Raw genomic sequence first — 23,077 nt, forward strand, 5'->3', positions numbered from 1 at the left:
TGCCGCGCGAGGTCTTGCCGTCGATGGCCACCAGCGCTGGCGCGTCCGGACGCATCGCCGTCGCCCAGGACTGGAAGCAGTTCGCAAACAGCCCCGGATCGATCCGGTTCATCAGCAACCGCAGCCAACGCGAACCCGGAACCCCGTGATGATAGGGCAGGAAACGGCGCAGGAAGGCCACATTGTCCTCGCCCCAATCGGCGATGTCCTCGAAATCATCGCCCGCCGCGATGGTGCCGCAAACCACCAGCAGCAGAACCTCAGACAGAGGATGCGCCACCCGCCACCCCTCCCGGTCATCCTCGATCAGGGCGAAATGGTCCAGCAACAGCCGCAGACGCGGCTTCTCGGCAGTCTCAGGCATGGCGGTGCTCTCCGAATCAACGCCACCAACAGAATCAGAACCGTCGCAATCCCGAAACCGCCGTTAACCCGAGTTCAATGCCGTGGCATGTCTCCCAAAAACATTGCGAAAAGGCAACAGAGTGGTTATATACGCAGCGAATTTCCCATTTTGGTGGCTTAAACCACCGCCCGCGCGGGAACGCGGGCGAACGAGAAGGATTTTTTGAAAATGGCCAATACGCTGCTGATGCCCAAGGCGACCGCCGTCTGGCTGGTCGACAATACCGCACTCTCCTTCGAGCAGATCGCGCAGTTTTGCGGGCTGCATCCGCTTGAGGTCAAGGCGATTGCCGACGGTGAATCAGCGCAAGGCATCAAGGGCATGGACCCGATCATGACCGGCCAGTTGACCCGCGACGAGATCGCGCGCGCCGAGAAGGACCCGAACCATCGGCTGAAGCTGTCCGACCCCAAGGTGCGGGTGCCGGAATCCAAGCGCAAGGGGCCGCGCTACACGCCGCTGTCGAAGCGCCAGGATCGGCCCAATGCCATCTTGTGGCTGGTGCGCAACCATCCCGAGCTCAAGGACGCGCAGATTGCGCGCCTGGTCGGCACGACCAAATCGACGATCGACCAGATCCGTGATCGCAAGCACTGGAATTCGGCCAATCTGCAGCCGATGGACCCGGTGACGCTGGGCCTTACGTCGCAGATCGACCTCGACATGGAAGTCAACCGTGCCTCGCGCGGCCGCGAGCAGGCACAGCCGACTGGCGACACGCTGCTGCCGGCGGCACTGACTGAACGGCTGGTGCCGGCGCCGGAGAAGCCCAAGGACGAGGACGCGGAACTCGACGCCAACGCCGTTTTCGCCAAGCTGTCGGCGCTGAAGTCGAAGGACAAGGATAGCGACGAGGAGTAAGTTCTCGGCAGCCCAATAAAAAAGCCCGCTTCGAGCGGGCTTTTTTATAAGATCTCCTGGTTTATGTTCGCGCCGCCCGGTCCGGCGCCATGCCATAATCCTCGCTGCGCTCCACCGCTCGATAGAAGTCGGCGAGCTGCTTGCCGCGTTCCGGCTTGAAGGTGCGGCCGGCGATGACCACCGAGGCGATGCGATCGATGCGGAACGCGCGGAAATCGTCGCGCATCTCGCACCAGGCGACCAGCGTCCACACCTTGCCCCAGAACCAAAGGCCCAACGGCCTGATGTCGCGCGCAGTGCCGCGGCCGGCCTCGTCGGAATAGTCGATGGTCAGCACCTGGCGCTTTTCGATGGCGCGCTCGATAAGGTCGATCGCCTCGCGGGCGGCGTCGCTCACCACCCACATCGGCGTGTGGATCTCGGTGCGGGCGATGCGGTCCTTTTCGGCATCGGGCAGCACGGCGCCGATCTTGACCAGCGCCTCATCGGCGGCCCGTGCCATGGCGGCGCCGCCAAAGGCGCGCACCATGCGGGCGCCGGCGACCAGCGCGACGATCTCGTCACGCGTGAACATCAGCGGTGGAAGGTCGAAGCCCTCCCTCATCATGTAACCGACGCCGGCCTCGCCGTCGATCGGGACACCGGTCGACTGCAGGTCGGCGATGTCGCGGTAGATGGTTCGCTCGGAAACCTCGAGCCACGTGCCCAGCTTCTGGGCAGTGACCAGACGGCCACCGCGCAGATGCTGCACGATCTGGAAAAGCCTGTCGGCGCGGCGCATCGTATGGTCCCTCGGCGTCTATGGTTCCAGCCCTTCGCGCTTGCGCTGCGCGGCGACAAATGCCGCGCCGAAGGGCGATTTCCTCGTGGTCGGCGTCTTCGCGTCCAGTACCCGCCAGACCGGTGCAATCCCGCTCGGCGTCATGCCGCGCTCGAGATCCTCGTTGGCGGCCTCGGCGACGGTGCGCAGATGATAGCCGATGGTGACCGGGCATGTCACTTCGGCACCGTGCTCAATGGCGAGCGCGGTGCGCAATGCGCGGGCATCCATGTCCACGCCCTCCGGGATGGAACGAATGAAATCATCGACCTGCCGCGCCGTCGGCACCAGCATCGGCTGGCCTTCGACGACGTCGGCGAAAGTGTGCGGCGACGTCTTTATGCCGTTGATGCCTGGCGTGTTCAGCCAGTCGTTCCAGCTTTTCACCATGCGAACTGTTCCACCTAAACAAAAAGGCCGAAACTGTTGCCGTCCGGGTCGAGGCAATAGGCGAACTTGCCGGCCGGGATGGAGATCGCCGGCGGGACGACCTGGCCGCCATTCTGCCTCACCCGTTCCATGGCATCCTCGATCGGTGCGGCGACCGAAAGATGGATGGTCGGGCCGGTTCCGGGAGCCGCTGGTTTTCCGGGGTAGATATGCCCGGAGGCCATCTGGTCCTGCGCGGCGAACATCGCCATCGGGTTTGGGCCGCTCTCCTCCAGCACGAGTTCGTTCTGGAGCACCGATGCATAGAAGGCGCGCGCCCGATCCATGTCGGTGACAGGAATTTCAAACCAGGCTGAGGCTTTTGCAGAAATGAAGGCCATATCTTTCTCCTGACGCTGCTGCACTATTGCACGCTGCTCCTGACAACATACTGTCAGGAGGCTTCAGCATATTCCCGGGCGAAAAGCATACGCATCTGTGCAAAGTCGCCACTTCTTTCCGGATCCGGATAGAGCGTCCTCAGACAGGCAAGAGCGAAAGTGCCCGGGGCTGAGCCTGGCGCGGACACAATGCGACGGTCGGCGACGGCATAGGGCACGTCCTGGTAGTTCTGGGCGCCTGGGTAACCCGGCTCTTTTGCGCTGATCCAGTCGCGACCGTTGCTGGTGTGTCTGACATCCTTGAACAAGCCGGCGCGCGCCAGCGCCAACGTGCCGGCGCAAATGCCGCCGGCCACGCCGCCGCGTGCGGCGACCGCAGTCAGCAGTCCGGATATGTCCGGCGGCGCATCACCGGCCCACTCGTCGGAGCCGATGACGGCTATCGCGTCAAGATCGGCGTTCTCGCCGACCTCGGCGGAGCGATCCGGTGTCAGCAGAAATCCACTGGCCGAGGTCACCGGCTTGCCGTCAGGCGTCAGCGATACGGCGCGGGCGCCGAACCATTCGACGGCCGATGCCGCCAGCAGGCCGTATTCCCAGTCGGCGAAGCGATCGATGAAAAGGACACCGATGGTTTTTTGCTCCGGCATTCCCTGCTCCATCTCCCGCCGCTTCTAGATGTGGGCGAAGCCACGTTCGCATCCAAGTGCTGCCCGCGAAGAAATCACCCTAGCGGTCGTTCCTGCGGCCATTGGCGTAATTATCCGGCCAACCGATGTCCTTGCGGATGCTCGGCGGCAATGCATTCAAGAAGCGCTCGGTACGAATCTCGTTGCGCATTGTCCGGATCTTGCCGACATAGTGCTGCACGTTACGCAGAATGGTAAAACCGGTCATGGCTGGTCTCCTCTCTTTCGATGGAGACACTATCGCATACCCCTACTGACAGCAGTCTGTCAGGAGGATGCGGGGCCTTCGACAACCTTGCCGATCCCCGCCCGCCGATGGCGGAAGGCAGCCTTCGAGATGGCTTCCTATCGTGCCAGCATCATGTTTCAGGGAACGCCGATTGTTCACTGTTTTGCGGCAGTCGGAGATCGTTCAGCATTCCGCGACGGACTGTCGGAATTCGCCGCCTTCAGCCAAAGGGCAAGTGTTCTGATATTGGAGGTGAATGATTTTTCGAAAAAAAACAGGGAGACGACTATGAGCCTGCAACTGACAGGGATTCATCATCTCACCGCTATCACCGCGAATGCGCCTGGAAATCTTCGCTTCTACACGAGGACCCTGGGGCTGCGGCTGGTCAAGAAGACAGTCAACCAGGACGACACCAGCGCCTATCACCTTTTCTACGCCGACGCAGAGGCGACGCCCGGAACCGACCTTACCTTCTTCGATTGGCCGGTCGGGCGAGAACGGCGCGGCACCCAAAGCATTGTCCGCACAAGCCTCAGGGTCGGCAGCCCCAAGAGCCTTGCCTGGTGGAAGGAGCGCCTGACCGGCGAGAGCATCGCGACTGGAGAGGTGGGCGACATCGGCGGTTACCAGTCACTGGATTTCGAGGACCCAGAGGGCCAGCGTCTGCGCCTCGTCAGCGATGGCGGCAAGGGCGACAGCCATGCCTGGGCTCAAAGCCCGGTTCCGGCCGAGCATCAGATACGCGGGCTCGGACCCATCGTGATCAGCGTTCCCGACATCACCAACACTGAAGCCGTGCTGACCCATGTGATGAACATGCGCAAGGCGCGGGAATACGCCTCGCCGGATGGCGAAGGCCTGGTTCATGTCTTCGAAATGGGCGAAGGTGGACCGGCGGCGGAACTTCATGTCGCGGTGCAGCGTGGCCTTGCGCCGGCACGGCAAGGCGCCGGGGCAGTCCACCACGTCGCATTCAGGGCGCCGGACCAGAAAACGCTGCATCAATGGACGGCGCGGCTGGCCGAGTTTCGTCTGCCGTCAAGCGGCGAGGTCGAGCGATACTACTTCCGCTCGCTCTATTTCCGTGAGCCGAACGGCATATTGTTCGAGATCGCCACCGACGGGCCGGGGTTCACTGCCGACGAGCCGCTGGAAACGCTGGGCGAGAGGCTGGCCCTGCCACCGTTCCTCGAACCGAATCGGGCCGCGATCGAGGCCGGCCTCAAGCCGCTGGCTTAGCGCGCCGGCGCTATTGGCCCGGCGCTGTTGGCCCGGCGCTGTTGGCAAGGTCGTCGCAGTGGCCGGCAACCACAAGTCAGGGAGCGAGCGCAAGCAGCGCTTTGACAGCCGGCGGCGATGCTGGTCAAAGGCGGCATGTCGAAACTCCTCGCGCTCGTCATCATCGCCATGATGGTCATTCAGCTCATCAAGCCGCTCGGCTGGCCCGGCTTGAGGCGCCGCAGCGACTTCTGGAAGCTGGCGCTGCTGGCGATGGCGGCGATTTCGATAACAGCGGTGGTCGGACATTGGGCGTAAGACCGAGCCGGTGACGCGGCTTGTCGATCACTCGGCGATCACCGGTCCGACGAGATGCTCGGCCCAGGCCCAGTAGCCCGCTTCCGAGGCATGAAACCCATCGGAGGCAAAGCCGGATTGGTGATCGGCAGGCGCGGTGCCGGCACGGCGCCGCGCTCGAGGCAAAGACGCTTACCCATGCGGTTCATCTCGATGGCGCGGATTTCCAGGATCTTGCCGAGCAGCGGCGGCATTGCCGGTGCCTGGGTGAATTCCAGCACCGGCGACCATACCACGCGCGCCTCCGGCCATTTGGCGCGCAGCGCGTAGAGCAGGCCGCCAAAGTCCTTCTTGAAGCGCGGCACCGAATGAAAATTCTTGGTGTCGTTGGTGCCGATGGCGAGCACGATATGCGTCCACGGATCGGCCGACAGATTGGGCAAGACATGGTCGCGGATCTGGCCGGAGGTCGCCGAGTTGAAGCCGGCCGCCCGCCAGCGAACGGCACGCGCTGTCTGTCGCGAAACCAAAGCGGCCAGTTGCGCGGCGAGCCCGTTCTCGGAATTGCCGATGCCGACCGAGGCAGCAGAAGAATCGCCCAGCACCAGCAGCGAGACCGCCGGCTGCTTGCCGGCGATTTCGTGCATGACCGGACCTTGCGCGGGCAGCATGCGGGTGGTGCGGCGGCGCACGCCGAGCCCCTGCCAGACATAGAGCGGAAAGGCGAGCCAGGTGAGGAGGGCAAGAAAGCGCTGCGTCGCGATACCGTTGTGTATAGCGACGAGCACTTAGCGCATGTCGGGCCGAAGGTGAACGACCTTGCAACGACTGCCTGTCGTTAGCGGCAACAGGCGTGCTGCATCTCGGACTTGTCTGCATATTCATCGTGCAGCCGCACCCAGTCCATCAGGCTATGGTAAGGACCTGTCTCGTTGCGGCCCTTCGGCGTCATGTCAAGATAATGATAGGCGCCGATCAGCTGGTCGCCGCCCCTGGAGCGCGCCACGAAGGTCAGGAAAATGTCGCCTTTCTCGTCCTTGTAGAAGACGCTGGTGCCGGGAAGATCCTTCGACTTCAGCGCGCGGCGCTCGAGATTGTAGGTGGTGTCGCCAGCCGCGATCTGCTTGTCGGTGAAGGAAACCTGCATGTCGAAATTGAAGTCCGAGGCGTAAGACGACACCCAGTGGAATTTCCAACCCATGCGCTGTTTGTAGGGCAGCAGCTCGGCCAGCGGCGCCCGCGAGACCACAGCCAGTGACACATCGTGGTGTCTGAGGTGCAGGTAGGCTCCGTCAATATGGTCGGCAAGAAACGAGCAGCCTTCGCAGCGGTAGTCGGCGCCTGGCGGGAACATGAAGTGATAGACGATCAATTGGCTGTTGCCGCCAAACAGGTCGGCCAGTTTCTTCGGACCCAGTTCGGTTTCGAAGACGTAATCCTTCCTGATCTTGAGCCATGGCAATTCCCGCCGCTCAGCAGCGATACGGTCACGAAATCGCGTCAATTCCTTCTCGCGCGCCAGATGCGCCTTGTGCGCCGCGAACCAATCTTCCTGCGAAACGCTTCTGTTGTTTGGCATGAGCCTGCTCCTCTGTTCACACAAAGGACGTTCGGCGCCGGTAAAAGCCGACACGGGTACCGCATTTTTCAGATGCAGGATTGCGGTCGGGCCTCGCCTCAAGCGAGACCCGGGCACACGACCCGGGTCCGAAGAGGAGAGAGAATTCTGCTCAGGCGGCCTGTTCCAGCGTCGGCTGCCATTTTCCAAGTGCCGCCAGATGGTTCATGTGCGCCCGGTGAACGAAGGCGGCCTGGCCGGCGGCTACATTTGCGGCCTTGCCGCGCCACGCCTTCTGCGCGGCCGCCTGCAGGGCGCGGCCATAGGAGAAAGTCAGCTTCCACGGATGCGGGCCGGTGGCATTGATGGCGTTGAGGTTGGCGGTCGCCTCCTCGTCCGATTGTCCACCCGACAGGAAGGCGATGCCCCCGATCGCGGCCGGCACCGTCTCGCGGAACAGCTTTATGGTCTTTTCGGCGACTTCCTCGGGATTGCTGGTCTTGCCCGATTTCTTGCCTGATATGACCATGTTCGGCTTCAGGATGGTGCCTTCGAGGACCACGCGGGCCGCATAGAGCTCGGTGTAGAGTTTTGTCAGCGTCGCCTTGCTGACCTCGTAGCAGGTGTCGATGTCGTGGGCGCCGTCCATCAGCACCTCCGGCTCGACGATTGGCACGATGCCTGCCTCCTGGCAGAGCGCCGCATAGCGGGCCAGCGCATGGGCGTTCGAGGCGATCGAGGTGGCCGAAGGCACGCCCCTGGTGAGGTCGATGTCGATCACCGCGCGCCATTTGGCGAAGCGGGCGCCGAGCTTGTAGTAGTCGGCGAGGCGCTCGCGCAGGCCGTCGAGGCCCTCGGTGATCGTGTCGCCGGGGAAGCCGGCCAGAGGCTTGGCGCCGGTATCGACCTTGATGCCCGGGATGGCCCCGGCGGCCTTGATGATGTCGACCAGCGGCGTGCCGTCCGCAGCCTTCTGGCGGATGGTCTCGTCGTAGAGGATGACGCCGGAGATGTACTTGCGCATCGCCTCCGTGGCGCGGAACATCATCTCGCGATAATCGCGGCGGCTGTCGGCGGTCGATTCGACGCCGATGACGTCGAAGCGTTTCTTGATGGTGCCGGAGCTTTCGTCGGCGGCCAGCAGGCCCTTGCCATCGGCCACGATCGCGGCGGCAGTGTCCTCGAGACGTTCGCTCATTGTGCTTCTCCTGAAACGGTTGTCCGCATCCAGCAGAACACTAGAGCAAGGCACGTTCAAGTCGAACCATTCCGCCGGGAAAACGCGAATCGATTGAAACTCTCAGGCGCGCTTTTTCACGCTATCGCTTCAGCGCTTCAGCACGTCGACGCCGGGCAGCGGCTTGCCTTCCATCCACTCGAGGAAGGCGCCGCCGGCGGTCGAGACATAGGTAAAATCGTCGGCGCCACCGGCATGATTGAGGGCCGCCACCGTGTCGCCGCCGCCGGCGACCGAGACCAGCTTGCCGGCCTTGGTGCGCGCCGCAGCGTGCTTTGCCGCGGCCACTGTCGCATGGTCGAACGGCTCAATCTCGAAGGCGCCGAGCGGGCCGTTCCAGACCAGCGTCGCGGCGCGATCGATCCAGTCGGCAATGGTCTTGACGGTCTTGGCGCCGACATCGAGGATCATGCCGTCGGCCGGCACCTCGGCAATGTCGACGGTCTCGCTGGCAGCACCCGCCTTGAATTCCCTGGCGACGACGCCGTCGACCGGCAGGATGACGGCGCAGCCGGCCTCGGCCGCCTCGATCATGATCTGCCTGGCGGTCGTCGCGAGCTCATGTTCGCACAGCGATTTTCCGACATTGGTGCCGCGCGCGGCGAGGAAGGTGTTGGCCATGCCGCCACCGATGACCAGCGCGTCGACCCTCTTCACCAGGTTCATCAGCAGGTCGATCTTGGTCGAAACCTTGGCGCCGCCGACAATGGCGACCACGGGGCGGACAGGGTTGCCGAGGCCCTTTTCCAGCGCATCGAGCTCGGCCTGCATGGTGCGGCCGGCGAAGGCCGGGAGCAGATGCGCCAGCCCTTCCGTCGACGAATGGGCGCGGTGCGCGGCGGAAAAGGCATCGTTGACGAAGATGTCGCCATTGGCGGCGAGCTTCTCGGTGAAGGCCGGGTCGTTCTTCTCCTCGGCTTTGTAGAAGCGGGTGTTCTCGAGCAGCAGCACGTCACCCTTGTTCATGGCGGCGACGGCACTTGCGGCCTTGTCGCCGATGCAGTCGGCAGCAAAACCGACAGAGCGACCAAGCACGTCAGCGGTCGCCCAGGCTATAGGCTCAAGCGAGAATTCAGGCGACGGTCCGTCCTTGGGGCGGCCGAAATGGGCGAGCAGGATGACCTTGGCGCCCTTGCCGGACAGCTCGGCGATGGTCGGTGCGATGCGCTCGATGCGGGTGGCGTCGGTGACCTTGCCGTCGGCGATGGGAACGTTGAGGTCGACGCGCACCAGCACGCGCTTGCCGCTGATGTCGCCGATGTCGTCCAGTGTCTTGAAGCCGGCCATGCTGATCCCTTTCGCAAAAAAACGCCGGGACCTTAACCCGCACCAACGACGATGCAAGACCTGCAATGGTGCTACGTGGAAAATATGACCCCACGGCCCGTATCAGGAGCCGTCAGCCCTCGCCGGTCGACTTTTCCACCATCGGCTCCGCGACCGGTTCCACTTCCGCCTGTGTCTCAGCCTTCTGCGCCTCGGCCTTCTGTGCCTTGGCCGGCTTGCGCCAGTTGCGAAGGAAGGCGGCGACGCGGTCGCCGATCTCGCCGGCGCTGAGGAACACCGGCACCCGTGCCACCGGAGCGGTCGGCTCGAAGGAAAGGCCGAGAGCGGTGATCCTGCCCTTGTCGTCGACATCGCGCACGATCAGCTCGATCGGACCAATCAGCACACGGTCGGCATATTCGGCATCGCCGCCAAGCCGCGCCGTCACCAGATCGCCGACGGTAAGCTTGCGCTCCGGCTCGGTAATCCCCGGCGCATAGGCGGCTTCCAGTTCCTCGGCGGAGCGAGCCGGATCGACGGCGAAGGCGCCGAAGAAATCGGCGTCCTCGGGATCGACCACGGCGCGGCTGGCGAACAGCTTGTCGAGCAGGCGCGGATAGCGGTCCGGCACGAAGATGTAGACATGGTCGCCGGCGGTGAGCCGGCCCATGTCCTGGAAGCGCATCGAGCGTCCGTCGCGCAACACCAGCGAGGGTCGCGCCCAGCGCGGGATGCGCTCGCCGCGCGCCACCGGGCTCCCCGGCGCGACGCGGTAGGCGAGAAGCTCGTGATGGGCGGAGCCCGGCAGTTCAAGCTCGACCTTGTCCAGCGGCCCAAGGCGGGCGGGAACGATCAGGCCGAGCCGGCGCGCCAGCGGTCCGACCGTCCATCCCTGAACCACCAGCGACACCAGCACGATGATGAAGGCGGTATTGAAGATGAGGCGGCCGTTCTCCAGTCCGCCAAGCAGCGGCGTGATGGCGAGCAGGATCGATACCGCGCCGCGCAGCCCCACCCAGGAGACGAAGGCGACTTCCGGGCGCGGCAGGCGAAACGGGACGAGGCAGAGCCAGACGGCGACCGGCCTCGCCACGAATATCAGGAACAGGCCGAGAAGCACTGCCGGCACCATGATCGCCGGAAATTGCGAGGGCGTCGCGAACAGGCCGAGAACCAGGAACATGATGATCTGCGCCAGCCACGACATGCCGTCCTGGAAGCGCTTGAGGATGGTGACGGCGCGGATATCGGAATTGCCGGCGACCAGACCGGCGAGATAGACCGCCAGAAAGCCGGAGCCGCCAATGGCGCCGGCTGCGGCGAACACCATCAGCGACAAGGTCAGCACGAAGATCGGCAGCAGCCCATGGTCTAGATTGAGGCGGTCGACGAGGCGCACAATGGCGAGGCCGCCGACAATGCCGACGGCGGCGCCGAGCCCCATGTTGATGAGGAAGCCGAGAGCAAGGTCGGTGACCAGCATCCTGGCCTCGGGGTTGGCGTCGACGGCGATGATCTCGACCAGGGTGATGGTCAGGAAGATGGCGATCGGGTCATTGGTGCCGGATTCCACCTCGAGCGTCGAGCGCACGCGCTCGCGCAGGTTGATCTCGCCGGCGCGCAAAAGGAAGAAGACCGCCGCCGCGTCGGTCGAGGCGACGGCGGCGCCGAGCAGGAAGGATTCCAGCCAGGTGAGATCGAGCAGATAGTAGGCGGCCGCGCCGAACAGCCCGGTGGTCAAAAGGACGCCGACGGTTGCCAACGACAGCGCCGGTCCGGCCGCCTGTCGCAAGGCGTTGAGCGGCGTGCCGAAACCGGAATCGAACAGGATGACTGCCAGCGCCAGTGAGCCGGCAAAATAAGCCACCCGCGCATTGTCGAACTGGATGCCGAGGCCGTCGGTTCCCGTGGCGAGGCCGATGCACAAAAACAGCAGCAACAGAGGGGCGCCGAAGCGGAAGGCGATCAGGCTCGAAAACGCGGCGGCAACGACGAGCGCGGTGCCGACCAGCGTAACGAGATAGATCGCATTCTCCATCCGCCAATTGCCCCCTCGAATTCGTGTGCCTTCTGGGTTTACGAGAGACTGAGGCGAAGACATGACCGGTGCAAGGCGACAGAATGTTTTTTGTCCTATGCGGCTGATTTTCGAGTGGTTTGGCGATCAAGGCACGGTACTGCCGGCCGAAGGCAGCAGAGTACAACTTGGGCATCCAAGTGGACGCACGCCGCTCAACGAAAACGCCCGGACGGAGCCGGGCGTTTGAAGTCGCGAGACGATGGTCTTGCGGATCAGGCGATGGTTTTGCCGAAGGCGACGGCGGTGTCGGCCATGCGGTTGGAGAAGCCCCATTCATTGTCGTACCAGGACAGCACCGAAACGAAGTTGCCGTCCATCACCTTGGTCTGGTCGAGGGCCACGATCGAGGAATGTGGATCGTGGTTGAAGTCGATCGACACGTTCGGGTGATGGGTGACGGAGAGGATACCCTTCAGCTTGCCCCCAGAGGCGGCAAGCACCGCATCGTTGATCTCCTGCACGGTGGTCGAGCGCTTGGGGATGAATTTGAAATCGACGAGCGAGACGTTTGGGGTCGGCACACGAATGGAGATGCCGTCAAGCTTGCCCTTGAGCTCCGGCAGCACCAGGCCGATCGCCTTGGCGGCACCGGTCGAGGTCGGGATCTGCGACAGGGCCGCGGCGCGAGCTCGATAGAGATCCTTGTGCATGGTGTCCAGTGTTGGCTGGTCGCCGGTGTAGGAGTGGATCGTCGTCATCATGCCCTTTTCGATGCCGACGGCCTCGTGCAGTACGGCTGCCAGCGGCGCCAGGCAGTTGGTGGTGCAAGAAGCGTTGGAAATGATGACGTGGTCCTTGGTCAGCTTGTCGTGGTTGATGCCGTAGACGACGGTGAGGTCGGCGCCTTCGGCCGGCGCCGAGATCAGGACGCGCTTGGCGCCGGCGGCCAGGTGGGCGGCGGCCTTGTCGCGGGCGGTGAAGATGCCGGTGCATTCGAGCGCGATGTCGATGCCGAGTTCCTTCCACGGCAGCTGCGTCGGATCCTTGATTGCGGTGACCTTGAATTTGTCCTTGCCGACGGTGATCTGGTCGCCGTCAACCGTCACCTCCTGCGGGAAGCGGCCATGCACGCTGTCGAAGCGCAGCAGATGCGCGTTGGTCTCGACCGGGCCGAGGTCGTTGACCGCGACGACATCGATATCCTTGCGGCCGGATTCGTGGATGGCGCGCAGGATGTTGCGGCCGATGCGGCCGAATCCGTTGATGGCAACTCTGACGGTCATTTGTCTCTCCCTGGGAGCTTGGAAGGCCGAATATCAAGTCCGCAGCTTCATAGCGGCGGGCTGGCAAAGAATCCAGCCGTCGAAGGCTTGGATTTAAGTCGACTGGTCTGAGGCGGCCCGCAAAACCGCCATGCGCGGCTTCGCAGGTCCGTGGCGACCCCTACTCGCTGTGCAGGCGGGCTTCCGCCGCCTTCACCGTGGCTTCGGCGGTAATGCCGAAATGCGGATAAAGCTGTTCGATCGTGCCGGAGGCGCCGAAGCCGGTCATGCCGATGAAGATGCCATCGGTGCCGATGAAGTGATCCCAGCCCTGGCGGATGCCGGCTTCGATGGCAATCTTGACCGGTGCCACCCCGATCGTGTTCTTGCGGTATTCGGCGCTCTGTTTGTCGAACAGCTCGAAGCAGGGGACCGAGACGACACGGGTCGGATGGCCATGCCTCTCCAGTGCTTCGCGCGCCGCCAGTGCGATTTCAACCTCGGAGCCCGAAGCGAAGATCGTCACCGCCGCCTCGCCGCTGGCGGCGGCCAGCTCGTAGGCACCATGGCGGCTGAGGTTCTCGGCAACGAACTCAGTGCGCACCGCCGGCAGGTTCTGGCGGGTCAAAGCCAGCGTCGAAGGCGTCTTTTCCGATTCTATGGCCAGTTGCCAGCATTCCGCCGTTTCGACAGCGTCGGCCGGGCGGAACACATAGTGGTTCGGAATGGCGCGCAGCGCGGCCAGATGCTCGACCGGCTGGTGGGTCGGGCCGTCCTCGCCGAGACCGATGGAATCATGGGTCATGACGAAGATCGAGCGGATGCCCATCAGCGAGGCAAGCCGCATCGACGGCCGGGCATAGTCGGAAAAGCACAGGAACGTGCCGCCATAGGCGATGATGCCGCCATGCAGCGTCAGCCCGTTGAGCGCGGCAGCCATGCCGTGCTCGCGGATGCCGTAGTGGACATAGCGCTGGGCGTAGTCGTCAGCGGTGATGTTCTTGGTCTGGCTGGTCTTGGTGTTGTTGGAGCCGGTCAGGTCGGCCGAGCCACCGATGGTTTCCGGCACCGCGCCATTGATGATCTCCAGCGCCATCTCAGACGATTTGCGGGTGGCGACCTTCGGCTTGTCGGTGCTGAGCTTCTTCTTGTAGTCGGCGATGACGGCATCGAAATTGGCCGGCAGCGTGCCGGCGATGCGGCGTTCGAACTCGCCGCGCAGCCTGGCGTCCGCTTTGGCGAGGCGGCCTTCCCAGTCGGTGCGGGCCTTGACGCCGGTGCTGCCGGCGGCGCGCCATGCGTCGAGGATGTCGGACGGCACCTCGAACGGGGGAAAATCCCAACCGAAGAACTTTCTCGCGCCGGCGATCTCGTCGGCGCCGAGCGGCGAGCCGTGCGCCTTGTTGGTGCCGGCCTTGGTCGGCGCGCCGAAGCCGATGGTCGTCTTGCAGGCGATCATCGTCGGCTTGTCGGAGTGGCGGGCCGCCTCGATGGCATAGGCGATCGCTTCAGGATCCTGGCCGTCGATGTGGCTGGCGTTCCAGCCGCACGCCTGGAAGCGCGCGACCTGGTCGGTGTTGTCGGCAAGCGACACCGGGCCGTCGATCGAGATGTTGTTGTTGTCCCAGAAGACGATGAGCTTATTCAGCTTGAGGTGGCCGGCAAGTGCGATGGCTTCGTGGGAAACCCCTTCCATCAGGCAGCCGTCGCCAGCCAGCACATAGGTGTAGTGGTCGACGAGATCGTTGCCGAAGGCAGCGTTCATGATGCGCTCGCCGAGCGCGAAGCCGACCGAATTGGCAAGACCCTGGCCGAGCGGGCCGGTCGTCGTCTCGATGCCGGCGGCATGGCCGTATTCCGGATGCCCCGCCGTCCCCGATCCGACCTGGCGGAAATGCTTGATCTGTTCGAGCGTCATATCTTCGTAGCCGGTCAGATAGAGCAACGAATAGAGCAGCATCGAGCCGTGGCCGGCCGACAGGATGAAACGGTCGCGGTCGGGCCAGTGCGGGTTCTTCGGATCGTATTTCAGGAAGCGTGTGAACAATACCGTGGCGATGTCGGCGCAGCCCATGGGCAGGCCGGGGTGGCCGGAATTTGCCTTCTCGACGGCGTCCATGGCGAGAAAACGGATCGCATTGGCCATCCGGTCATGTTGTTCACGCGAGGTCATGCTTCCTCCATGGTGGGAGTTTGGGGCCTTGGGAGAGCCCTTGAACAAGGGTGCGCGACACATAGCAGGCGAGGGGTTTTAGTCAACAAACCGGTGCTCTTTTGCCGGCCTTGTGATGGCCGTGGCGGCCCGTGACAGGCCGTACATTAGCGTTAGCGGGGGACAGCCGCGAGAGCTTTATTGACGTGCGCTTCACACGGCGCGTAATGTTTCGGAGATAACGCGTTCTGAACGCGAACGATTCGGTGATGGGCAGGGCACAGGACGAGGCCATGACCGGGGAAACGACGCTCAAGGAAGTCATCGCAAGGCTGGGTAAAGCCATCGAGGGGCTGGAAAACGCCGTTGCGGCCAAGCTCGAGCACGAGCGGGACTATTCGGAAGCCGAAGCCGAGGTGCAGCGCATGAACGCCGACCGCTCGCGGCTGGCGCAGGAACTCGACAATTCCGAAGCACGCGCCGAACGGCTGGAAGATGCCAACAAGGAAGTGTCGCGCCGGCTGGTGACCGCCATGGAAACCATCCGCGCGGTGCTGGACAGGTAGGCCAATGGCACAGGTTACAGTTTCCATCGACGGCAAGCAGTATCGCATGGCCTGCGACGAGGGCCAGGAAGAGCACCTGATCGACCTGGCCGAACGCTTCGACCGCTATGTCTCGCATCTGAAGGACTCATTCGGCGAGATCGGCGACCAGCGGCTGACGGTCATGGCAGGCATCATGGTCATGGACGAGCTTTCGGAACTGCAAAAGCGCCTCAAGGGCATGGAAAGCGAAGTGCTGACGCTGCGCAAGACCCGAGACGACGCGCTGACCAAGGCGGACAAGAACGATTCCGTGCTGACCAACGCGCTGGGCGCGCTCGCCCAGCGCATGGAAGACCTAGCGGCGACTCTGGCGGTGAAGAATGCCTGAGCCTTCGCGCTGGCATTGGTGACAGAAACTCCTGCTGCATTTGCCGAGAAAAGACGAAAATTTTTCGCCGCCGACCTCGCTGCCGGCGGACACAGGCGTATGAAGGTTGGCGCCGGAGTGGTAGAAAGGCGGAAGCCGAGCCGGCGGGTTGGTCAATGCCGGCGGCAATCACAGGGTAGGGACAAGCCATGAGCCTTCGTATCAACGACATCGCACCGGATTTCACTGCCGAAACCACGCAAGGGCCGATCAGCTTCCACCAATGGATCGGCGATGGTTGGGCGGTGCTTTTCAGCCATCCGAAGAATTTCACGCCGGTCTGCACGACCGAGCTCGGCACCATGGCCGGGCTGGAGGGCGAGTTCAGGAAACGCAACGTCAAGATCATCGGCATTTCCGTCGATCCGGTCGAAAGCCACGGAAAATGGCAGGACGACATCAAGACGGCGACCGGTTTTTCGGTGAACTATCCGCTGATCGGCGACAAGGATCTCAAGGTCGCCAAGCTTTACGAGATGCTGCCTGCGGGTGCCGGCGAAACCTCGGAAGGCCGTACGCCTGCCGACAACGCGACGGTGCGCTCGGTCTACGTCATCGGCCCCGACAAGAAGATCAAGCTGGTTCTCACCTATCCGATGACGACCGGCCGCAACTTCGACGAGATCCTGCGTGCCATCGATTCCATCCAGCTGACCGCCAAGCACCAGGTGGCGACGCCGGCGAACTGGAAGCAGGGCGAGGATGTTATCATCACCGCTGCCGTCTCCAACGAGGACGCGATCAAGCGCTTCGGCGCCTATGAGACGATCCTGCCGTATCTGAGGAAGACGAAACAGCCCTCAGCCTGAGCCGCTAAAGCGGGTTGATCCGATCCGACCTCAATTCGCTCAAGCCTCGCAAAAAGGATCATAAAAAAGACGGCGGCGTCAATTTCCCAACGCCGCCGTTTGTATTCCTGCTGGAAGCTGGAAGCTGTTACGCCGCCGGCTGCGCCTCGATGGTGCGTAGAGCCTGCGTCTGGCGCTTGGCCGCGGCCTTGACCGCGTCCTGCACCTTCTCGAAGGCGCGCACCTCGATCTGGCGCACGCGCTCGCGGCTGATGTCGAACTCAGCCGACAGTTCCTCCAGCGTCAGCGGCTCGTCGGCCAGGCGACGCGCCTCGAAGATGCGCCGCTCGCGCTCATTGAGCACGGCAAGAGCGCCGGACAGCATGCCGCGCCGGTTCTCCAGCTCGTCCTGCTCGATCAGCATCTCTTCCTGGCTTTCGTGGTCATCGACCAGCCAGTCCTGCCATTCGCCGGACTCGCCTTCGCTCGCCCGGATGGGAGCATTGAGCGAGGCGTCGCCCGACAGGCGGCGGTTCATCGATACCACTTCCGCTTCGGAGACGTTGAGGCGGGTGGCGATCTCGCTGATCTGGTCGGGCTTCAAGTCGCCGTCGTCGAGCGCCTGGATCTTGCCCTTCACCTTGCGCAGGTTGAAGAACAGGCGCTTCTGGTTGGCGGTGGTGCCCATCTTGACCAGGCTCCACGAGCGCAGGATGTATTCCTGGATCGAGGCCTTGATCCACCACATTGCATATGTGGCGAGACGGAAGCCGCGCTCCGGTTCGAATTTCTTGACGGCCTGCATCAGGCCGACATTGCCTTCCGAGATCACCTCGCCGATCGGCAGGCCGTAGCCGCGATAGCCCATGGCGATCTTGGCGACGAGCCGAAGGTGGCTGGTGACCAGCTTGTGCGCAGCCGTGGTGTCCTCATGCTCGGCATAACGCTTGGCGAGCATGTACTCTTCCTGCGGCTGAAGCATCGGAAAGCGGCGGATTTCTTCCAGGTAGCGGGCGAGCCCGCCTTCGCCGGAAACGATACTGGGTAATGATTGGGCCATGATAGCGCCCCCTCTCTATTGGAGTGATGCCCCCGAAACGCGGCGGGCATGTGACGCGAATGCCAAAAAGGCTCATTCGCGAAAACCGACATATATAGGAACAAAACCAGAAAGACAGGCATTTGTTCAGCACGAAACAGTGTGTCACGCCAAAGTGAACAACGCCGGTCAGGATTTAGATGATTGGTTCAGAGCCTGCGAAAGCCGTCGACAAGTTCCTCCATATCCTTCGGTATCGCTGCCTCGAACCTCATCGTCAAATGGGTAGCTGGATGCCGAAATTCAAGAAGGCGGGCGTGCAAAGCTTGCCGCGGAAATGCCTTCACCTGGCCCTTCAGCGGCTCGGGCAACCGGTTGGCCTTGGTGCGAAAGGCCTGGCCGTAATCCGGGTCGCCGACCACCGGATGGCCGATATGGGCCATGTGAACGCGAATCTGGTGGGTACGGCCGGTTTCTAGCCGGCATTCGACCAGGCTCGCCGTGGCAAATTCCTTTTGCTGCTCGCCGAAGCGCTCGACCACGCTGAAATGGGTGATCGCGTGGCGGGCGTCGTCGCGGCCTACCGGCACCACGGCGCGCCGTACGCGGTCGGCGGCGCGGCCGAGCGGCTGGTCGACCGTGCCGGTCGGTCTTGGCGGTATGCCCCAGACCAGCGCCAGATAGGCGCGTTCGAGATCGCCAGTTAGCCCATGGTCGGCAAAGGCTTCCGACAACGCCTTGTGGGCGCGGTCGGTCTTGGCGACGACCATGACGCCGCTGGTCTCCTTGTCCAGGCGATGGACGATGCCGGGCCGCCGCACGCCGCCAATGCCGGAAAGACTGTCGCCGCAGTGATGGATCAGCGCGTTGACCAGCGTGCCGGTCCAGTTGCCGGCGCCGGGATGGACGACCAGCCCCGCCGGCTTGTTGATGACGATCAGCTCGCTGTCCTCATAGAGGATGTCGAGCGCGATATCCTCGCCTTGCGGTTCCGCCGGCTCCGGCTCCGGCATGTCGACCGACACGCGGTCGCCGGCCGCCATCTTGCGCTTGGTCTCGTCGACCGGCTTGCCGCCGATCTTGACCGCGCCCTGCCTGATCAGCATCTGCACGCGGCTGCGCGACATGTCGGGGCCGAGCTTGCCCGCCAGCCACTGGTCGAGGCGTTGGCCGACCGCATCGGCGCCCGCTTTCAGCAGGATCGGTCCCCCGTCTGGCGATCCACCGTCTGGCGACCCGCCCTCCGTCAATCCGCCCCCTATCAATCCGGGGGTCTCTTCGTTATGAGCGCTCATCGAAAATCGTTCCGGAATATCTTGCCATGGCCCGGCCCCTTGCCGACGAAGACGAGGAAAAACCGCTCGATCCCGAGGTTGAAAAGGTGCGGAAGAAACTTGTCCGCTTCGTCGCCATCAATCTCGGCCTGCTGTTCCTCGCCCTTATGGTGGTGATCGCAGCGCTTGTCTACAAAGCGCGCAACGCGCCGCCCACCAGCCCGCCGCTGGGTGCAGACATCCAGGCGCCGTCCGGCGAGCCGATGACGGGCGACATTGTGCTGCCTGTCGGCGCCAAGGTCGTCAGCCAGTCACTTTCCGGCAACCGCGTCTCCATCGATGCCGAGCTTGCCGACGGTAGCCGCGCCATCTTCGTCTACGATATTGCCGAGCGCCGCATCGTCGGCCGCTTCTCGATCCGCAACAAATGACTGGTTTTGCCGAAAACCGCAGCATTGCCATCGTCGCGGTCGTCGTCGCGGATTATGACGAGGCGATCTCCTGGTATGTCGGCAGGCTGGGCTTTGCCCTCACCGAAGACGTCGACCTTGGCGGGGGCAAGCGCTGGGTGACGGTCACGCCGGCGAACGGGCAAGGCGCGCGGCTGCTCCTGGCCGAAGCGTCCGACGACGCGCAAAGGGACAGCATCGGCAATCAGACCGGCGGCCGGGTTTTCCTGTTCCTCGAAACCGACGATTTTGCCCGCGACCATGCCGCGATGATTGAAAAAGGCGTCGACTTCCGGGAAGCGCCACGCCACGAGGCCTATGGCACGGTGGCGGTTTTCGCCGATCTCTACGGAAATCTCTGGGACCTGATCGAGCCAAAACTATAGGTTTGCGACGGACATTTTTCTGGTGGATCCAGACTGTCTGAAGCCCAGTTGCTTTTTCCCAGCCGTCAGCCTATATCGCCGGTTCTTGAACGCGCCCATCGTCTAGCGGTCAGGACACCGCCCTCTCACGGCGGGAACAGGGGTTCGATTCCCCTTGGGCGTACCAACAAAGTCAATAAGCTAGCTTTCCCATCCAAACTTCGGTCCAATAAGAGACCCGAAAAACAGCGCTACTGCGGCCGATTCAGCTGCTGCGCGATAGCCGAGTCACAGCAGCATTTGCCAGCAACACGCTCACTATCGCGACACGAGCCGCTGGCGACGGCGCTTAGCGTAAGTATGCCCGGCGTAGATCGTATCATTGACTGTGGCCGCCAGCACCCTCTGGCGATAGTGCGGATGGACGCTGGCCTCGGTCGCGGCGAGGTGGCGCGTACCCACCTAGGCGCCAGCCGCCCCCAAGGCGAAGGCGGCTGCCACGTCGCGGCCGTCAGCGATGCCGCTCGCCGCAAGCACAGCCAATGGCGCGACGGCGTCAACGACGGCAGGTAGCGCCCTCAAGTGTATTGCTGCCGAGATGGGGAATCGGCCGGTCAGCCTCATTCAGATCGTGTTGCGCGAAAGTTGGAAACCAACGCCTATCGGCCGGTCAGGACGATCGACGAAGAATGCGAGACGGAACGGGACCGCCTGATGCAGCCTTCCGCGATCACGGAATTACTTATCTCTCGAGCGTTCCTATTATCTCTCTTGCGGCGGACCCCAACGCTGCTTGGCCGGCGCCTATTTGGTCCCCACCCCCCGCCTCCCCTGCGGCGCCGGCCTCTTCCACTCGCTGAAACCCGCTACTTCGCGGGTGGCGCGTTAGAGTCGTAGCAATCAGGATTTGACGATTGCTCACACGGAGGGGGCCCACCGCCAGCGCCGCCATAATGTTCCACGAGTTTTGCGAATCCGTAGGCGAAGGCGAAAAGAAGCGCTAGGATAACGACTATTCGGACGGCCATCCGGGATTGTAGCAGGATCCCGCTTAGGACTGACCAGCCATAATGCATTTTTGGCCGCTCGGCGTTTCTTCTGTCATCGCCCCAGCTTGGCCTTCGTGGCTGGCACCGTGCGCCCGTGGGGCTTTTCGAACACGCTCACGATTTAGGGTTGCCGCCGGCTTGTCGGTCGTCGCCGTCCTTGGCTGTGCGATCCTGGAGCGTATGCATGATCGCTTCGTAGACGCTGCCTATCTCTTCGTCGATTTCTTGCTGTGGGATGCCTTGAGCTTCGGCCGCCCGCTTCGCGTCAACTACCATATCGATCACAAGCAAGACCGGGTCAGCTATCGGCCCGTCCGGTAGGTGGTCCGGGATCCATTTGGAGAGAAAATCGCTGCCGCGCTTGCTCATTTTGGTTTCTTATTCCGCAAGTCGCGCTTGGGCTTTACCGTCGGGCTCGTTGCCGCTCTTTCGAGTCGAAGGGCTCTAAGTTTCGCGGAATTGCTGTCCGGTACTCTGCCTCCGTCAGAATGACACGCTTCGCCCAAGCGCTTACTATTTGGCAAGCGCGCAAATTGCATATGCCGTCAGCGTCCAAGCTGTTGGAGGCGTAGTGGCTACATGCGCTTGTGCTACCCATCCTGAAGCTGGGGAAGTAACCGGCAAGCTCCTAGAGATTAGAGCATTTGAATTTGACGCGCTGGCACCGCCACCTATGACGACTTTTGGCTTGGGACACCAAGCCTGTGCGGATTTGTCTGGGCTTGTATCACTCGCACTTGCATACTGTGTGACCACCCAGCCGCTGACGCCGTCCTTCCCCGCTGGACCCTCAGCCCCCTTGGCACCTTTGGGTCCCTGCTTGCCAGGCAGACCTTGCGGACCGACAGGCCCTTGCGGCCCTGGCGGCCCCATTGTTGCGCAACCGGCAAGCAAAGCCACACATGCTAGAGCGCTAACAATTCTCATGGCCACCTCCCCAGTTTCCCGGCGAGCTTGACGACGAAACATTCGCCAATTCTAATGAATGTATCACCACCCGATGGTCGTGGATAGGAATGCCAACACCGGCTGGTCGGCTCGGGCTATATGCCGACGAATTCATATTCGCCTGCTGGCGGGTCAACGGACGTAACCACCCGCACCTATAGGTCGACCAGATCATCCCTGACCGGGTCGAGCAGATCGGGCCGGTTATTTCTTGGGTTGCCGACGTCGCGGCGGATCTTCCACGTAGTCATCAGTTCGTCCGGGAATGGCTCCATCAGGTGTTCCGGGTCGGGATGCGCCAGCCAGGTCACATAATCGGAAGCCTGAAGGATGATCGGCATTCGGTTGTGGATTTGCGCAATGGTGGCGTTGGGCTCACAGGTCAGCACCGCGAAGGTGCGGACGTTCTCGCCCGTCGCCGGGTCGCGCTAATTCTCCCACAGTTCGGCCAGTGCGAACGGCTCGCCCGATTTCATGGCGATGGTGTAGGGCTGCTTGTCCTTCCGGTGCCGACGATGTCCTTCCATTCAAAATAGCCGTCGATCGGCATCAGCGCCCGCCGCGGCCAATAGGCCGCCCGGATTCACCGCCTTGGGCTTCGCCGCTTCTGGCGCAGCGTCGCTGATTGAATTAGCATTGCGTGATGAAGCTATGAGCCAGACACGGCGCGCAGAACGTCGGGTAGGAAACGGAGCGGGAAGCCTGACAGGCCGTCACGCATACCTGCAGCGTAGATGCCGATTGTACGGTGCGGCCGCAATCTGATCGGCACTGACCGATGCGACCGTGCAGTCCAAGCGATCCCAGGGAGGGCAAAATGCAGAAACTGCAATCACAAGGCGTCCATCACATCACGCTGGTCGGCGCCGGGCGTCAGACTTCGATCGATTTCTGGGAAGGCGTGCTCGGCATGCCTTTCATCTTCGAGCAGCCCAACCTCGACAAGGCAAGCGAAAGCCACCTCTATTTCGATCCGGGCGATGGCCGGCTCGTCACCGTCTTCACCGACGAGAGCCGCACGCCAGTGGCGCGGCGCACACCGACCGATACCGGCTGCGTCCATCACATCGCGTTTGCGGTGTCGCGCGTCACCTTCCTGCAGGCGGTCGCCCGGCTCAATGAGCGCGGCATCAAGCACAGCGGGGTCAAGGATCGCGGCTTCATGGATTCGATCTATTTCGAGGATCCACTCGGCCTGCTGATTGAGCTCGCCTCCTACCGTTTCGAGCCGCCAGCGGGCCTCACTCACGCCGACGTGCTGATGGAAGCGCACAAGGTCCGCGTTGCGCGCGGCGACTACAACATCGCCGAAGTGCATCTCGCCGACGCGATCCAGGCGCTCGTCGAGCGGTCCCGCGCGACATTGTCGGAGGATAGGGCGCCGAGAAACCCATACTGAACA

Annotated in this window: 26 protein-coding genes, 1 tRNA gene and 2 pseudogenes; 10 read left to right on the top strand and 19 right to left on the bottom strand. The window is 63.0% G+C overall.

Annotated features, from left to right (window positions below):
• Positions 1 to 364 (bottom strand): ISAs1 family transposase (locus EN859_RS04975; RefSeq protein ID WP_135913523.1); only part of this gene is annotated, 364 nt, incomplete at its 3' end.
• Positions 365 to 574: 210 nt separating this feature from the next.
• Here EN859_RS04975 and EN859_RS04980 point away from each other — a divergent pair.
• Positions 575 to 1,267, top strand: a complete 693-nt coding sequence (locus tag EN859_RS04980; RefSeq protein WP_127852637.1) for a DUF1013 domain-containing protein — start codon at positions 575 to 577, stop codon at positions 1,265 to 1,267.
• 61 nt (positions 1,268 to 1,328) lie between these two features.
• Here the strand turns inward: EN859_RS04980 and EN859_RS04985 are convergent, their stop codons facing one another.
• The 5 genes from EN859_RS04985 to EN859_RS37995 all read right to left on the bottom strand — a co-directional run bounded on the left by EN859_RS04985 (position 1,329) and on the right by EN859_RS37995 (position 3,754).
• Positions 1,329 to 2,048, bottom strand: a complete 720-nt coding sequence (locus tag EN859_RS04985) for a YafY family protein (protein ID WP_127852636.1) — start codon at positions 2,046 to 2,048, stop codon at positions 1,329 to 1,331.
• A gap of 18 nt (positions 2,049 to 2,066) precedes the next feature.
• Entirely contained in the window at positions 2,067 to 2,477 is a 411-nt protein-coding gene (locus tag EN859_RS04990) for a hypothetical protein (RefSeq protein ID WP_189501717.1), read from the bottom strand.
• 14 nt (positions 2,478 to 2,491) lie between these two features.
• Positions 2,492 to 2,857 (bottom strand): VOC family protein, encoded by a 366-nt coding sequence (locus EN859_RS04995; RefSeq protein ID WP_127852635.1) that lies wholly within the window; start codon positions 2,855 to 2,857, stop codon positions 2,492 to 2,494.
• 53 nt (positions 2,858 to 2,910) lie between these two features.
• Positions 2,911 to 3,507, bottom strand: coding sequence for a DJ-1/PfpI family protein (locus EN859_RS05000; protein ID WP_127852634.1), 597 nt, complete (start codon positions 3,505 to 3,507; stop codon positions 2,911 to 2,913).
• 79 nt (positions 3,508 to 3,586) lie between these two features.
• Positions 3,587 to 3,754, bottom strand: a complete 168-nt coding sequence (locus EN859_RS37995) for a hypothetical protein (RefSeq protein WP_189501718.1) — start codon at positions 3,752 to 3,754, stop codon at positions 3,587 to 3,589.
• A 309-nt stretch (positions 3,755 to 4,063) separates the two neighbouring features.
• Here EN859_RS37995 and EN859_RS05005 point away from each other — a divergent pair, with 309 nt between their 5' ends.
• Both EN859_RS05005 and EN859_RS05010 read left to right on the top strand, forming a co-directional pair.
• Positions 4,064 to 5,017, top strand: coding sequence for a ring-cleaving dioxygenase (locus EN859_RS05005; RefSeq protein ID WP_127852633.1), 954 nt, complete (start codon positions 4,064 to 4,066; stop codon positions 5,015 to 5,017).
• 117 nt (positions 5,018 to 5,134) lie between these two features.
• Positions 5,135 to 5,314: a hypothetical protein gene (locus EN859_RS05010; RefSeq protein ID WP_189501746.1), complete on the top strand. Its 180-nt coding sequence runs from the start codon at positions 5,135 to 5,137 to the stop codon at positions 5,312 to 5,314.
• Positions 5,315 to 5,341: 27 nt separating this feature from the next.
• Here EN859_RS05010 and EN859_RS05015 read toward each other — a convergent pair.
• From EN859_RS05015 to tkt, 7 genes and pseudogenes are all read right to left on the bottom strand, one after another.
• Positions 5,342 to 6,057 (bottom strand): annotated as a pseudogene (locus tag EN859_RS05015) (SGNH/GDSL hydrolase family protein).
• Positions 6,058 to 6,131: 74 nt separating this feature from the next.
• Entirely contained in the window at positions 6,132 to 6,872 is a 741-nt protein-coding gene (locus tag EN859_RS05020; RefSeq protein WP_127852632.1) for a thioredoxin family protein, read from the bottom strand.
• A 151-nt stretch (positions 6,873 to 7,023) separates the two neighbouring features.
• Positions 7,024 to 8,049 carry a class I fructose-bisphosphate aldolase gene (locus tag EN859_RS05025; protein WP_127852631.1) on the bottom strand — a complete coding sequence of 342 codons (1,026 nt, stop codon included), beginning with the start codon at positions 8,047 to 8,049 and terminating at the stop codon, positions 7,024 to 7,026.
• Between the two features lie 129 nt (positions 8,050 to 8,178).
• A complete protein-coding gene (locus EN859_RS05030; protein WP_127852630.1) occupies positions 8,179 to 9,375 on the bottom strand; it encodes a phosphoglycerate kinase in 1,197 nt (398 codons plus the stop codon).
• Between the two features lie 112 nt (positions 9,376 to 9,487).
• A complete protein-coding gene (locus EN859_RS05035) occupies positions 9,488 to 11,392 on the bottom strand; it encodes a potassium/proton antiporter (protein ID WP_127852629.1) in 1,905 nt (634 codons plus the stop codon).
• A 254-nt stretch (positions 11,393 to 11,646) separates the two neighbouring features.
• Complete coding sequence (gene gap, locus EN859_RS05040) at positions 11,647 to 12,657, bottom strand: type I glyceraldehyde-3-phosphate dehydrogenase (RefSeq protein WP_127852628.1); 1,011 nt, start codon at positions 12,655 to 12,657, stop codon at positions 11,647 to 11,649.
• Positions 12,658 to 12,817: 160 nt separating this feature from the next.
• Complete coding sequence (gene tkt, locus EN859_RS05045; protein WP_127852627.1) at positions 12,818 to 14,809, bottom strand: transketolase; 1,992 nt, start codon at positions 14,807 to 14,809, stop codon at positions 12,818 to 12,820.
• A 272-nt stretch (positions 14,810 to 15,081) separates the two neighbouring features.
• Between tkt and EN859_RS05050 the strand changes: the two genes are divergently transcribed.
• The 3 genes from EN859_RS05050 (at position 15,082) to EN859_RS05060 (ending at position 16,572) form a co-directional block, all read left to right on the top strand.
• Positions 15,082 to 15,354: a DUF4164 domain-containing protein gene (locus tag EN859_RS05050; protein ID WP_006200774.1), complete on the top strand. Its 273-nt coding sequence runs from the start codon at positions 15,082 to 15,084 to the stop codon at positions 15,352 to 15,354.
• Positions 15,355 to 15,358: 4 nt separating this feature from the next.
• On the top strand, positions 15,359 to 15,724 hold the full coding sequence (locus EN859_RS05055) for a cell division protein ZapA (protein WP_127852626.1): 366 nt from the start codon (positions 15,359 to 15,361) through the stop codon (positions 15,722 to 15,724).
• 188 nt (positions 15,725 to 15,912) lie between these two features.
• Positions 15,913 to 16,572: a peroxiredoxin gene (locus EN859_RS05060; protein WP_127852625.1), complete on the top strand. Its 660-nt coding sequence runs from the start codon at positions 15,913 to 15,915 to the stop codon at positions 16,570 to 16,572.
• Positions 16,573 to 16,699: 127 nt separating this feature from the next.
• Here the strand turns inward: EN859_RS05060 and rpoH are convergent, their stop codons facing one another.
• Complete coding sequence (rpoH, locus tag EN859_RS05065; protein ID WP_127852624.1) at positions 16,700 to 17,611, bottom strand: RNA polymerase sigma factor RpoH; 912 nt, start codon at positions 17,609 to 17,611, stop codon at positions 16,700 to 16,702.
• A 188-nt stretch (positions 17,612 to 17,799) separates the two neighbouring features.
• On the bottom strand, positions 17,800 to 18,885 hold the full coding sequence (locus EN859_RS05070; RefSeq protein ID WP_127852623.1) for an RluA family pseudouridine synthase: 1,086 nt from the start codon (positions 18,883 to 18,885) through the stop codon (positions 17,800 to 17,802).
• Positions 18,886 to 18,911: 26 nt separating this feature from the next.
• On the opposite strand from EN859_RS05070, the gene EN859_RS05075 reads away from it, so the two are divergent.
• The 3 genes from EN859_RS05075 (at position 18,912) to EN859_RS05085 (ending at position 19,865) form a co-directional block, all read left to right on the top strand.
• Positions 18,912 to 19,295 carry a fimbrial protein gene (locus EN859_RS05075; RefSeq protein WP_127852622.1) on the top strand — a complete coding sequence of 128 codons (384 nt, stop codon included), beginning with the start codon at positions 18,912 to 18,914 and terminating at the stop codon, positions 19,293 to 19,295.
• Positions 19,292 to 19,699 carry a VOC family protein gene (locus tag EN859_RS05080; RefSeq protein WP_127852621.1) on the top strand — a complete coding sequence of 136 codons (408 nt, stop codon included), beginning with the start codon at positions 19,292 to 19,294 and terminating at the stop codon, positions 19,697 to 19,699. Before EN859_RS05075 ends, EN859_RS05080 begins: the two co-directional genes overlap by 4 nt.
• A gap of 91 nt (positions 19,700 to 19,790) precedes the next feature.
• Positions 19,791 to 19,865, top strand: a tRNA-Glu gene (locus tag EN859_RS05085).
• Between the two features lie 278 nt (positions 19,866 to 20,143).
• Here EN859_RS05085 and EN859_RS05090 read toward each other — a convergent pair.
• The 4 genes and pseudogenes from EN859_RS05090 to EN859_RS39095 all read right to left on the bottom strand — a co-directional run.
• Positions 20,144 to 20,251: pseudogene (locus EN859_RS05090) on the bottom strand (nitronate monooxygenase); the annotation flags it as partial.
• 590 nt (positions 20,252 to 20,841) lie between these two features.
• Positions 20,842 to 21,096 (bottom strand): DUF768 domain-containing protein, encoded by a 255-nt coding sequence (locus EN859_RS05095; protein WP_127852619.1) that lies wholly within the window; start codon positions 21,094 to 21,096, stop codon positions 20,842 to 20,844.
• A 734-nt stretch (positions 21,097 to 21,830) separates the two neighbouring features.
• The gene (locus EN859_RS39090; RefSeq protein WP_245525484.1) at positions 21,831 to 22,064 is read right to left on the bottom strand and encodes an SOS response-associated peptidase family protein; all 234 of its coding nucleotides are present in this window, start codon (positions 22,062 to 22,064) and stop codon (positions 21,831 to 21,833) included.
• Positions 22,065 to 22,103: 39 nt separating this feature from the next.
• On the bottom strand, positions 22,104 to 22,202 hold the full coding sequence (locus EN859_RS39095; protein ID WP_245525485.1) for an SOS response-associated peptidase: 99 nt from the start codon (positions 22,200 to 22,202) through the stop codon (positions 22,104 to 22,106).
• Positions 22,203 to 22,492: 290 nt separating this feature from the next.
• Between EN859_RS39095 and EN859_RS05110 the strand changes: the two genes are divergently transcribed.
• Positions 22,493 to 23,074 carry a VOC family protein gene (locus tag EN859_RS05110; RefSeq protein ID WP_127852618.1) on the top strand — a complete coding sequence of 194 codons (582 nt, stop codon included), beginning with the start codon at positions 22,493 to 22,495 and terminating at the stop codon, positions 23,072 to 23,074.
• The last annotated feature ends 3 nt before the right edge of the window (positions 23,075 to 23,077 follow it).

Source organism: Mesorhizobium sp. M00.F.Ca.ET.216.01.1.1, assembly GCF_004010325.2.
In the GTDB taxonomy this organism is placed as follows: domain Bacteria; phylum Pseudomonadota; class Alphaproteobacteria; order Rhizobiales; family Rhizobiaceae; genus Mesorhizobium.